At 74.6% G+C, this 11648-nt stretch carries 9 protein-coding genes; 4 read left to right on the top strand and 5 right to left on the bottom strand.

Translation table 11 applies throughout. From position 1 onward, the window contains the following. Window positions 1-34 precede the first annotated feature (34 nt). Window positions 35-1012 carry an NADP-dependent oxidoreductase gene (locus tag O4U47_RS02100; RefSeq protein WP_270675613.1) on the top strand — a complete coding sequence of 326 codons (978 nt, stop codon included), beginning with the start codon at window positions 35-37 and terminating at the stop codon, window positions 1010-1012. A 97-nt stretch (window positions 1013-1109) separates the two neighbouring features. Here O4U47_RS02100 and O4U47_RS02095 read toward each other — a convergent pair whose 3' ends face one another. Together O4U47_RS02095 and O4U47_RS02090 are read right to left on the bottom strand one after the other, a co-directional pair. Beyond that, complete coding sequence (locus O4U47_RS02095; RefSeq protein ID WP_270675611.1) at window positions 1110-1391, bottom strand: hypothetical protein; 282 nt, start codon at window positions 1389-1391, stop codon at window positions 1110-1112. A gap of 137 nt (window positions 1392-1528) precedes the next feature. Further along, window positions 1529-4951 (bottom strand): AAA family ATPase, encoded by a 3423-nt coding sequence (locus O4U47_RS02090; RefSeq protein ID WP_270675609.1) that lies wholly within the window; start codon window positions 4949-4951, stop codon window positions 1529-1531. Window positions 4952-5289: 338 nt separating this feature from the next. Between O4U47_RS02090 and O4U47_RS02085 the strand changes: the two genes are divergently transcribed. The 3 genes from O4U47_RS02085 to O4U47_RS02075 are packed head-to-tail and all read left to right on the top strand — an operon-like array spanning window position 5290 to window position 7246. Beyond that, entirely contained in the window at window positions 5290-5883 is a 594-nt protein-coding gene (locus O4U47_RS02085; RefSeq protein WP_270675606.1) for a hypothetical protein, read from the top strand. Window positions 5884-5888: 5 nt separating this feature from the next. Beyond that, window positions 5889-6482: a hypothetical protein gene (locus tag O4U47_RS02080; RefSeq protein WP_270675600.1), complete on the top strand. Its 594-nt coding sequence runs from the start codon at window positions 5889-5891 to the stop codon at window positions 6480-6482. 20 nt (window positions 6483-6502) lie between these two features. Next, window positions 6503-7246 carry an MBL fold metallo-hydrolase gene (locus O4U47_RS02075; protein WP_270675598.1) on the top strand — a complete coding sequence of 248 codons (744 nt, stop codon included), beginning with the start codon at window positions 6503-6505 and terminating at the stop codon, window positions 7244-7246. A 28-nt stretch (window positions 7247-7274) separates the two neighbouring features. Here O4U47_RS02075 and O4U47_RS02070 read toward each other — a convergent pair whose 3' ends face one another. From O4U47_RS02070 to O4U47_RS02060, 3 genes are all read right to left on the bottom strand, one after another. Continuing rightward, complete coding sequence (locus O4U47_RS02070) at window positions 7275-8507, bottom strand: HD domain-containing protein (protein WP_270675596.1); 1233 nt, start codon at window positions 8505-8507, stop codon at window positions 7275-7277. A gap of 110 nt (window positions 8508-8617) precedes the next feature. After that, on the bottom strand, window positions 8618-10234 hold the full coding sequence (locus O4U47_RS02065) for an N-acyl-D-amino-acid deacylase family protein (protein ID WP_270675594.1): 1617 nt from the start codon (window positions 10232-10234) through the stop codon (window positions 8618-8620). A 9-nt stretch (window positions 10235-10243) separates the two neighbouring features. Further along, the gene (locus O4U47_RS02060; RefSeq protein WP_270675592.1) at window positions 10244-11548 is read right to left on the bottom strand and encodes a type III PLP-dependent enzyme domain-containing protein; all 1305 of its coding nucleotides are present in this window, start codon (window positions 11546-11548) and stop codon (window positions 10244-10246) included. Window positions 11549-11648 lie beyond the last annotated feature (100 nt).

Genomic DNA, 11648 nt, shown 5'->3' with positions numbered 1-11648 from the left:
TCGTTCCCGGGCCACCTGCGCCACCCTGGTGTCCATGAGCAACGACACGACGAATCCGGAGATCCCGGCCACCATGCGCGCAATCTCCCAGGACGCCCACGGCGGCCCCGAGGTGCTGCACCTGGTCGAGAAGGAGGTGCCCGCCCCCGGGCTGGGCGAGGTCCTGGTGCGGGTCCGCGCGGCGGGGGTGAACCCGACCGACTACAAGCACCGCAGCGGCCGGCGCTTCCTCGGCGACCCGCCGTACGTCCTGGGGTGGGACGTGTCGGGGGTCGTGGTCGCCGTCGGCATCGGGGTCACGCTGTACCGGCCGGGCGACGAGGTGTTCGGCATGCTGCCCTATGCCTACGGCGCCGGGTCGCACGCCGAGTACGTGACGGGGCCGACGCGCGCTTTCGCCCCCAAGCCGTCGTCGCTCGACCACGTCCACGCCGCGGCGGTCCCGCTGGCCGCCCTCACCGCCTGGCAGGCGCTCGTGGACACCGCCGACCTGAAGGCCGGGCAGAAGGTGCTCGTGCACGCCGCCGCCGGAGGAGTGGGCCACTTCGCGGTCCAGATCGCCAAGGCGCGCGGCGCCCGTGTCGTGGGCACCGCCAGCGCGCGCAAGCACGACTTCGTCAAGGGCCTGGGGGCCGACGAGGTCGTCGACTACACCTCACAGGACTTCACCGAGGCCGTGAGCGACGCGGACGCCGTCCTGGAGACCGTGAGCCCGGACAACGCGCTCAGGTCGCTCGACTCCCTGAAGCCCGGCGGCATCGTGGTGAGCATCCTGCCCACCGGGACCGACCGCCTGGCCTCTGAGGCGCACAAGCGCGGGCTGCGGGGCGCGGAGATGGTGGTCGAGCACGACCAGGCGGGAATGCGCGCCGTCGGCGCCCTCGTCGACGCGGGCGCCCTGCGCCCGGAGATCGCCGGGGTCTTCCCTCTGGAGAAGGCCGCCGACGCCCACCGTGAGGGCGAGACCGGGCGCGTGCAAGGGAAGCTGGTGCTGTCGGTCTCCGAGGACTGACACCGCGTCCAGGTCGGCCTCGGGGAGAACGCCGCTACCAACGCGGGCTCAGGGTCGTTCTTCCCGAGGCCGACGAGCGGTGCGGCGTCATGCGGCGTCAGGTGATCGCGCCTGCGAGGGCGGCGGCCAGCACGGTGGCCCCGGCCAGCGCGCACACGAGCCACCGCGTGCGCGCGCGCTCGGGGACGGACAGCAGGACGCTGCTGGCCAGCAGCATCAGGCACCCCACCCACAGCCCGTGGGCGAACCACGGCAGCGCTTCGACGTACTCCGGCAGCGCGGACTTGACCAGGGGCGCACCGGGGACGGGCAGGCCCCGCCTGTAGGCGACGGCGACCGCCGCGACGGGCAGGCCCGCGGCGCACACCGCCAGGGGCACCCGCCATGGCCGCTTGTCCGGTTCGCTCCCGGCCCGGCCACGGGACCCGCGATGCTCCCGACTATGGCGAAGACTCGACGTCCGCACCTGTTCCGCCTGCTCTCCGTGAGTGACGATGCTGGGGACGGAACGCCACCTTATCGCCGTCCGCGCACGCTCGGATCCGCTGCGGAGGCGGCGCCGTCCCCAGGGGAGGCCGGGGCGGCGGCACCACCGGGGACGCCCCCGGGCAGGACGTCCTCGGGCAGCAGGTTCTGGAGCTGTTCGAGCGTGGGCTCCCGGCCGTCGGACGCCTGCTGCTCGATGCGGCGCGAGTGCCGGGCGACGGAGTCCTCGAAGAGCTTGCGGATCTCCCGGGCGTTGCCGTGGGAGAAGCGCTCCCGCTCCGAGCGCACGGCCGAGGCGACGGCCTCGCGCGTGGCGTCGGGCACCAGGAAGTCCCCTGCCAGGGCGGTGTCGGCGAAGATGTCCACCAGCTCGCCCGGGGTGTAGGGGGCGAAGTCGACGGTGCGCGAGAAGCGCGAGGCCAGGCCCGGGTTGGTGGAGAGGAACGCGCGCATCCGGTCGGTGTAGCCCGCGGCGATCACCACGACCTCGTCCCGGTAGTCCTCCATCAGCTTGAGCAGGGTCTCCACGGCCTCGGCGCCGAAGTCGTTCCCGCCGCCCCCGCCCGCCAGGCTGTAGGCCTCGTCGATGAACAGCACGCCGCCGCGCGCCCGCTCGACCACCTCGCGGGTCTGCTGCGCGGTGTGCCCCTGGTACCGGCCCACCAGGTCGGCGCGGGAGGCCTCCACCACCTGCCCCTGGGCCAGTACCCCCAGGGCGGCCAGGAGCTCGCCGTAGATGCGCGCCACGGTCGTCTTGCCGGTGCCGGGCGGCCCGGCGAAGACCAGGTTGCGGGAGGGCAGCGGCGCCTCCAGCCCGGCGGCCTGGCGGCGCCGCCCGGCCGAGATGAGGCTGGTCAGCTCGGCCACCTCGCGCTTGGCGCTGTCCAGGCCCACCATGGCCTCCAGGCGCCGCATCAGCGTCTGGGCCTGCCGCTCGTCGCGCGGGGCCCCCACCCGGGCGGTCAGCCCGGGGTCGACCGCGCCCTCCAGGTCGCCCGGGACGATCCGGCTGAGGTCGTCGGCGGAGGTGGCCCCGTCGGCCACCAGGCGGCTGGCCTGGCGCTGCACCACGTGCTCGAACATGCGCCGCGCCTCGCGGCCGTTGCCGAAGGAGGCGTCCTGCGTCTGCCCCTGGAAGTGCCGGACCACCAGGTCCCGCACGCCCCGGCCGAGGATGTACCCCTTGCCCTCGGCCATGGCCGTGAAGATGGTGGCGAGCTGCTCGGGCTGGTAGTTGGGGAACTCCACGGTGCGCGAGACGCGGGACTTCAGGCCCGGGTTGGCGGCGAGGAAGGTGCGCATCTCGTCGGAGTAGCCCGCGAAGACCACGACGACCTCCTCGCGCGCGTCCTCCATCAGCTTGATCATGGCGTCGATGGCCTCCTGGCCGAAGTCGGCGCCGCTGCCGAAGGAGCGGGAGAGGGCGTAGGCCTCGTCGATGAACAGCACGCCGCCGCGGGCGCGCTGGAACAGCTCGGTGGTCTTGCGCGTGGTCTCGCCGAGGTGCTCGCCGACGAGGTCGGCGCGGGAGGCCTCGATGAAGCCGCCCCGCTCCAGCACCCCGAGGGAGCGCAGCACCTGCCCGTAGATGCGCGCCACGGTGGTCTTGCCGGTGCCGGGCGGACCGGAGAACACCAGGTGCCTGCTGAAGTCGAGGCTCGGCAGCCCGGCCTCGACGCGCTTGGCGTTCACCCGGTGCAGGTCGACCAGCGCGCGGACCTCCTTCTTCACCCCGTCGAGGCCGACCATCGCGTCGAGCTCGGCGAGGACCTCGCCGAGCGGGCGCGCATCGGTGTCGGGGGGCGGGGCGGGGGCGGGGGCCGGGGCGCTCCGGTCGGCGGCCGCGCGCACCGCCTGCTCGGGGAGGCCCTTCTCGGTCTCGGTGTCCTCCACCTGGAGCACGGACCCGGGGTCGGCGTGGAGGTCCTTCTGCCCGTTGCGGCGCAGCGTGCAGCGCACCAGGCGGAGCCGCCCGGTCCCCTTGACCCCGGCGCCGACCTGGTTCACGCCGGTGATGGTGGTCTCCTCGACGGTCGCCGCGCCGCCGTCCGTGACCGCGATCCCGTTCGTGCCCCCGGCGACCGTGGAGTCCTTGAGGGCGATGCGGCCCCCGTCCCCTACGGTGACGCCGTTGGTCCCCCCGCCCAGGACCCGCAGGTCGGCCCCGGAGACCTCGCCGTAGGCCCCCGAGTCCGCCAGCAGCGCGCTCCTGTGGCAGCGGGCGACGGTCAGCCCTTCGGCTTTGAGAGTGGTGTCGTCCAGGATGCGCACGCCGGAGAGCACGCCGCTGATCTCGACCGAGCGCAGGGCGAGGGAGCTCTCGCGCGCGATCACCCCGATCCCGGCCCCGGTCCCGGTGATGGTGGAGCCGTCGATGTCGGCGCGAGAGCCGGACAGGCGGATCCCCGGCTTGGGCTCCTCCCCGGCCTGTGAGGGGGAGGAGCGCATGTCGAGCCCCCGGACCTCCGCACGGGCGGCGCCCTGCAGATTGAGCGCGGTGCCGGAGACGTCCCGGAGCCTGGCGCCGTCCACGCTGATCCGGCCGCCCACCCCTTGGAACACGTCGGCAGCGGCACCGTCCACCTCCAGCCCGGACACGCGCGCCTCGGACTGGTGCACGAAGAGGACCGGCCCGGCGGCCGCGCTGACGGCGCAGTCCCGGAACGTCGCCCGGGAGTCCTCCTCGACCAGCAGGGCGACCTGGTCGCGGATACCGCCGGACACCCGCAGCCGGGTGAAGGTGGGGGTCGAGCGCTGTCCCGCCCAGACCCCCCGCCCGGCGGCGTCCTCGACGGTGCAGTCGGTGAAGGAGGGGGACGCTCCTCCCACCACGCCCACGGTGAGGTTCTCCTCGGTGCCCGTGCCGGTGAAGGAGCACTCCGTGATCTCAGGGGCGGCGCGGTCGGCGACCACCAGGGCGTGGCTCTGCGACGGGCCGGTGAAGCGCAGCCCCCGCAGTTCGGCCCGCGCCTCCCCGGTGACCTCCGCCCCGCCGCGGTCGAAGGCGGTGTCGACGACCCGGCCGCCACCGCCGCGCATGCGCAGCGTGCCGCCGGAGACCCGGCACCCCTCCAGGTCCACCGGGGCCGCGTCCGCGGCGATGCCGAGCGGCAGGGCGAAGACGCAGTCCAGGGCCTTCATGGAGGTGCCGGGGTACAGCTCGATGCCGGGGTGCTGCTGCGACCCGCCGACCACCTCGATCCCGTACAGCTCCAGGCGGCCCTGGCGCACCTCGAAGACGGCGTCGTCGGCCACCGAGACCGACACCGTGCCCGGGCCCTGGGTCGGCACCACGATCACGTGGCGGTCCACGACGTGCGCCGCGTCGGCCGTGTACTCCCCGGGGTCCACGTGCAGGTAGAGGTCCATCCCGGCGCACGAGGGGTGCCGGAGGATCTCATCGAGACCGGAGGCCGCGCCGCGCGCGGACCTCGACACGTGGACCGTGAACATCCATGCACTCCAGAGGGGACAGGGGGCGTTCCACCACCACCGGCGACCGGCGCGCCCGCAACGGTACGGTCCGTACGGTATCGCCCCGTCCGGCCCGGTGTTCGGACGATGCACGACCGTGTCGACGGATGCGGCCGATCCGCCCTTCCTGGGCCCCGTAGAATTCCGGCGTCCACGGGCGAGCGCCCATCCGCTCCCGAAGACCTGGGTTGGAGATCCCGTTGAGCTACCCCCCTCCCTCTGGCACGGGCGGCCGGTCCTATCCGCAGCCTCCGCCGCCTCCGGGTACACCCGCCGCGAAGGGATCCGGCGGAGGCGGCGGCAACAAGGCGCTCGGGGTGGCGGTCGTCTTCCTCGGGTTCGCCGTGCTCGTCGCCGCGGCGGTCGTCTTCCTCACCGCGGGGCGCGGCGGGGAGGGCGAGGCGAGCGCAGGCGCGGACGGCTCCCAGGGCGGGGCCCAGGAGGGCGCCCAGGGCTCCGGCACTGAGTCCGGCGGGGACGGGGGCGGCGGGCGGGGCGAGGCGGCCGCCGAGGACTCCGCCGGCCAGGAGCAGGAGGACACCGTCCTGTTCGAGGACGAGCTCAGCGTCGAGGTCGCCAGCCCGTACACCTACGTCGACCTGGACACCGACCCGCCGCTGCGGACCGACAGCCGGATCGACGGGCGCGACTTCGTCCTGCGCCCCAACATCGACGGCGTGGCCTTCGAGAACTCCTCGGGCGGCATCGCCCCGCTCCCCGAGGGCGGGCAGGCCCCCGACAAGGCCGCCTGCCTCGACGCCATCGAGACCAACGGGACCTCCGGCGCCGATTTCACCCCGGGCGCCCGCTTCTGCGTCCAGACCGACCAGGGGCGCGTCGCCTCCATCGAAGCCGTCTCGTCCCCTGGAGGGGTCGGCACGGCCACCCTTCAGGCCACCGTCTGGGAGTGATGCGCATGACCGGGATGCCCCCCGAGCAGCAGATGTGGCAGACCGGCTGGGAGAGCGGGGTCGACCTGCGCGACGCGCTCCTGTCCGGCCTGGAGCTGCCCCGGCTGCCGTTCGTCCCCGTCCGCCTGGAGCCCGGGGAGGTCGCCCACGCCGAGCTCGTGGCCGACTACTCGCGCTTCTACACGATGGACGTGGAGTACCAGCAGTCCAACGGCTTCTATTTCGGCTCGCCGGCGTTCGTCGCCGCCGGGCTCACCGCGCAGGCGATCGGGAACGCCTCGGCGCGCAACCGCGCCCAGGCCATGGCGGCGCCGCAGTGGCGGGAGCAGCAGCGCGTCCAGGTCTACGTGACCGACCGGCGCCTGCTGGCGCTCGTCGAGGGCACCCGCTGGCTCTCCTGGCACCATTCGAGGAACATGCAGGTCAACCCGATGCTCGACCAGTGGGCGCTGGTGCAGCTCTTCAACGAGACCGAGCCGCTGCGCTGGCAGGGCCCGGCGGTGCCGTGGCTGGCGGTGGCGGTGTCCTACCTGGCCTTCGGCCCGGACCACCTGCTCCACCACCCCGAGCTGGCGCGCCTTTCGATGGTCGAGGGCTGAACCGGATAGGGTCGCCGCACATGAGGCTGACGGTTCTGGGCGGGAGCGGCGCCTGGCCGACGGCCGCCCAGGCGTGCAGCGGCTACCTCCTGGTGCACCAGGGCTTCCGGCTGCTCGTCGACCCCGGGTTCGCGGTGATGCCGCGCCTGCAGGAGCACACCTCGCCCGCCGCCGTCGACGCGGTCCTGGTCAGCCACGGCCATCCGGACCACTGCGCCGACCTCGCCCCGCTGCTGCGGGCCCGCGCCTACGCCGACCCGCCCTGCCCCCGGCTGGCCGTGCACGCCCCGCACGGCGCGCTGGACGCCGTGCTCGCCCTCGACCGCGGCTCCGCGGTGGACGGCGCCTGGGACCTGCGGTCGTTCGACCCCGGGGACGCCTTCCCGGTCGGCCCGTTCCTCGCCGAGACGCGGCGGCTGCCGCACCACGTCCCCAACGCCGGGCTGCGCCTGACGGCCGCGGGGACGGTCTTCGCCTACACCGGCGACACCGGGCCCAGCCCGCACATCACCGAGCTGGCGGCCGGTGCCGACCTGCTGCTGTGCGAGGCGACCTTCGTCGACCGCGTCCCCCTCCTGGAGGCGCCGTACCTGCTCTCCGCCGAGCTCGCCGGGAGGTACGCGGCCCAGGCCGGGGCGGCCCGCCTGGTCCTGACCCACCTGTGGCCGGGGACCTCCCCCGCCGAGGCGGAGCGGGCGGCGGCCACGTCCTTCCAGGGGCCCACGACGGTCGCCCGGCCCGGGCTGACCGTCCCGCTCCCGTGACCGGCCTCCGTGCCCCGGATCCGGTGGCTCACGCGGCCCGGGACCGCCGCTGGGGGGCGGTGGCCCAGGTGATCCGCGGCGAGGTCCCCTGCCTGGGCCGCACCAGCAGATCACCGGTGTAGGCCTCGAAGAGCGCGCCCCGCTCCCCTTCGCCCAGGTCGGGGGTGAGGAGCACCGCGGGCACCCCGTGCTCGCCGAGCCAGGACAGGGCGGGCGGGACGGCCCGCGGCAGCCGCCGCGCCCTGCGCGGGGCCGGGACGGCCGCAGTGTCGGCGGAGGTGGCGGAGGTATCGGCCGCGTCGATGATCACGGCCCGGGTCACCAGGGTGAGCTGCCGGAGCATCATGCGCGGGTCGGTGGTGTCGGCCTGGTCGAGCCGGAGCTGTTCCAGCGTGCCCATCCCGTTGAGGCTCCTGCGCCGCTCTCCCACGACCCGGTCGGCCGCGGCGTCCAGGGCCTCCTGGGTGGGCAGGGCGTAGAAGAACCCGTCGAGCCCGAACTTTGCGGCCAGGACCTCCGCGGCGGCGAAGGCGGCCTCGGTGCCGTCAGGGGAGGCGATCAGCAGGAGGCCGGGCGTCTCCATCTCGAAGGCGGCCTCCAGGGCCGCCTCGTGCACCCGGGGGTCGCCCGTGCCGCCGCCCGGGGCGGACAGGTCGGCCAGGGCCGGGGGCGCGGCCGCCGGAAGCTCTCCCCCTTGCGCGGCCACCCGGTCGGCCAGGATGACCGCGCCCGAACAGGCGAGTTGAACGCCCGGGGAAGGAACGTGCCAGGCGAGCGATTCCAGAGGGAATCCGGCCGCACCGGTCATTCCGTGGAAGAGGTCGCGTTGGAGGGCGCGCCATTCCGCACCGCCCCACTCCTCGGAATCGGCCGCCTCTCGGAGGACGTTCACCCTCCATCCGCCGACGGCGTATCCCGCCCATTCGGCCGCCTCGCGCGACCACCCTTCCTCGCGGAGGAAGAGGGCCGTCAGGTACGACGAGGCGCGCTCGTGGCGCCCGGTGCGGGGCGCCACCGGGACCGGGGCGACGGCCGGGTCGCCGGAGTAGCGGGCCGCGTGCAGCCGCTGGTAGCCGGGGGTGCACCGGCCCAGCCCGGACAGGGCCGACAGCCAGCGGTACAGCGCCCGCGCGCTCCCCTCCCCGATGTCCGCGGCGAGCCCCTCGCGGAAGGCCGGGGAGAGGTAGCCGTCCCACAGGGCGTCGGCCGCGTCCATCGACTCGACCATGTGCGCGGCCAGCGGCAGCCCGGATTCGGACATACAGGTTTCCGGAATTTCTTCCGCCGCTTTTTCCCTCATCGGTCGCGGGTGCCACAAAAGCACCACCTCCTCGCAGAGGGAAGCCAACCACGGCAGCGCTCACCCGGAACTCACACCGATTCCGGTGGCCGGTTCCGGCCACCGCGCACCGCCCGGCCCGCCAGCACATCGGTGCGCACCCCGTCGCGGACGGCGAAGCGCCCGTCGACCAGCACGTGCGGCACGCCCACCGGGAGCGCGCGCGGGCGCTCGAACGTGGCCCCCGCGTCCACCGTCTCCGGGGCGAACAGGACCAGGTCGGCCCTGTACCCCTCGCGCACCCGGCCCCGGTCGGCCAGTCCCAGCCGCGCCGCCGGGCGGGACGTCAGGTGGGCGACGCACTCCTCCAGCGCCAGCACGCCCTCGTCGCGCGCGTAGTGGCCGAGGTAGCGCGGGAAGGTGCCGTAGGCCCGGGGGTGCGGCTTGTCGCCCTGGAGGATGCCGTCGCTGCCGCCGGAGTGCACCCGGTGGCCCATGATGGCCCGCACGTTCTCCTCGTGCCCGACGTGCTGCAGGATCGTCGTCCCGAGCCGGTCCTCCACCAGCAGCCGGTGCGCCGTTGTGAACGGCTCCTCGCCGCGCTCGGCCGCCGACGCGGCGACGGACTTGCCGACGTAGGGGGACAGCGCCGGGTCGGACACCCCGGAGATCTCGATGGTGTCCCACTCGATGGGCACCCCGTGACAGCCGTCGGACCCCTCCGCCTCCATCACGTGGCGGATGCGCGCCGTCTCCTCCGGGTCGGCCAGGCGGGCGAGGACCGCGTCGGGACCGCCCTCGCTCGCCCGGCTCGGCAGCATCGCCGCCAGCGTCGTCGAGCCGGGGGTGTAGGGGTAGGTGTCCAGGGTGACGTCGACGCCGTCCTCCAGCGCGCGGTCGACCAGGTCCAGCAACTCCTGAGCGCGCCCCTTGTTCGGCGCGAAGTTCATGGTGGCGTGGGCCAGGTGCAGGGCGCACCCGGTCCGGCGGGCCAGGTCCACCATCTCGGCGTAGGCGTCGAGCGCACCGGCCCCGTAGGAACGGTGGTGGGGGCAGTAGTAGCCGCCGTACCGGGCGACCACCGCGCACAGCTCGGCGAGCTCGGCACCCGAGGCGTACATGCCGGGCGTGTAGGTGAGCCCGGACGACATTCCGACGGCGCCCTGCTCCATGCCCTCGGCGACCAGTCGCCGCATCCGGTCGAGCTCCGCGGCGGTCGGCTCGCGGTCCTCCCACCCCAGGGCGAGCATGCGCACCGACCCCTGCGGCACCAGGTAGGCGGCGTTGACCGCGATGCCCTGCCGGTCGAGGCGGTCCAGGTACTCCCCCACCGTCCGCCAGTCGAAGTCGATGTCGGACCCGTCGCCGTTCCACCCGGTGATGGCGCGGCGCACCTGCTCCAGGGTGCGGTCGTCGACCGGCGCGTAGCTGAGGCCGTCCTGCCCGAGGACCTCCAGGGTGACGCCCTGGGCGACCTTGGCCGAATGGTCGGGGTCGCGCAGCAGGGCCAGGTCGGAGTGGGCGTGCATGTCGATGAAGCCGGGCGCCAGGGCGAGCCCGTCGGCGTCCAGGCGCTGCGCGCCGGTGAGGGGCGGTCCGCCGCCGCGGCGGACCGCGGTGATCCGCCCGCCCTCGACGCCGACATCGGCGGTGAAGGAGGGCCCTCCCCCGCCGTCGATGACCCGCGCGCCGGATATGACCAGGTCCACGGCCGCCTCCTAGAAGAACGTGCGGATGAGGTCGGTGACGGTCCCGTCCTCGGTGACGAGGGGCACCATCTCCCACTTGTCGAAGATCGTGCAGGGGTGGGACATGCCCATGCCCACCCAGTCGCCGACCTCCAGCCCGACGCCCTCGGCCACGTCCAGCCAGGCGTGCTGGTCCGAGAGCTTGGCGACCTCCAGGCCCTCGGCGGGGCGCACCGGCCCCCCGGAGGCCGGCCGCACCAGGTGCGGCCGGGGCAGGTGCTGGTCGTAGGCGGCGTCGCGGCGCCCGGCGTTGAGGAAGGCCTGGCCGGGCTCGGGGCGGGAGACCACCTGCGCCCACAGGGTGAACGCCGACCGGAGCCCGCCCTCCTCGGGCACCCGGTTGAACGGCGTGCGCTCGCGGTAGAGGCCGTCGTCGTGGGAGACGTAGGCGCCCGACCGCAGCAGCTTGAGCACCGGTCGGCTGAGGCCGCCGAGCCCGGCGAAGGCCTCGGCGACGGCGTCGAACCAGGCGCTGCCCCCGGCGGTGACCATGATCGTCTCGTCGGGCGCCAGGTGGGCGAAGCGCCCGTCGCGGTCGAAGGCGGCGGCCAGGTCGGTCAGCGCGCGCAGCCACGCGGCGACCCGGTCGCGGTCGGCGCCGGGGACCTCGCCCTCGTACCCGGCGACCCCGATGAGCCGCAGGTGGTCGGCCTCGGCGACGGCGTCGGCCACCGCGGCGCACTCCTCGGCGCCGCGCGCCCCGGTGCGGGCGCCGGGACCGGCCCCCAGTTCGACCACCACGTCCACGGGGCGCCGCGCCCCGGCGGCGCGCAGCGCCTCGTCCATCAGGGCGGCGCCGCGCACCGAGTCGGCGTAGCAGGCGAAGGTGAAGCCGGGGTCGGCGTCCAGCTCGGCGGCCAGCCAGCGCAGGGCGGCCGGGTCGACCAGCTCGTTGGCGAGGAAGACGCGCGGCACCCCGAAGGCGCGGGCGACGCGGACCTGGTGCGGGACCGCGAGGGTGATGCCCCAGGCGCCGTGGCGCAGCTGGGCGTCGAAGAGCTGCGGGGCCATCGACGTCTTGCCGTGCGGGGCGAACGCCAGCCCGTGGCGGCGCGTGTACTCCTCCATGAGCGCCAGGTTGTGCTCGGTGCGCTCGGCCGACATCGCCAGCACCGGGGTGGTGAAGCCGCCGGTGAACAGGTTGCGCTTCTGGGCCGCCAGGGCCCCGGCGGTGGTGCCCGCGGCGTCGGGCGGCAACCCTTTGAAGCGGACGTCGACGACCTCGTCGGCGAGGCGCTCCAGGCCGCCGAGGCGGTGCGGGTGCGGGGTGGACATCGCGGCTCCCGGTTCTGGCGTTGCAATATTTGCAATGTGCGTTGCGCTTCGCGCACGTCGCTGTCTACCATCCGGGGGAACGGCGGTCAACGGCGTCCCC

This window comes from Nocardiopsis suaedae, from assembly GCF_027706745.1.
Classification (GTDB): Bacteria; Actinomycetota; Actinomycetes; order Streptosporangiales; family Streptosporangiaceae; genus Nocardiopsis_A; species Nocardiopsis_A suaedae.
The sequence above is the reverse complement of the archived record's forward strand: the minus strand, read 5'-3'. Positions and strand labels throughout refer to the sequence as shown.

What these genes read in the sequence shown, in the direction of transcription:
- O4U47_RS02100 (WP_270675613.1), top strand. Translation starts at nt 35, where the DNA reads ATGAGCAACGACACGACGAATCCGGAGATCCCGGCCACCATGCGCGCA.
- O4U47_RS02090 (WP_270675609.1), bottom strand. Translation starts at nt 4,951, where the DNA reads ATGTTCACGGTCCACGTGTCGAGGTCCGCGCGCGGCGCGGCCTCCGGT.
- O4U47_RS02080 (WP_270675600.1), top strand. Translation starts at nt 5,889, where the DNA reads ATGACCGGGATGCCCCCCGAGCAGCAGATGTGGCAGACCGGCTGGGAG.
- O4U47_RS02075 (WP_270675598.1), top strand. Translation starts at nt 6,503, where the DNA reads ATGAGGCTGACGGTTCTGGGCGGGAGCGGCGCCTGGCCGACGGCCGCC.
- O4U47_RS02070 (WP_270675596.1), bottom strand. Translation starts at nt 8,507, where the DNA reads ATGTCCGAATCCGGGCTGCCGCTGGCCGCGCACATGGTCGAGTCGATG.
- O4U47_RS02060 (WP_270675592.1), bottom strand. Translation starts at nt 11,548, where the DNA reads ATGTCCACCCCGCACCCGCACCGCCTCGGCGGCCTGGAGCGCCTCGCC.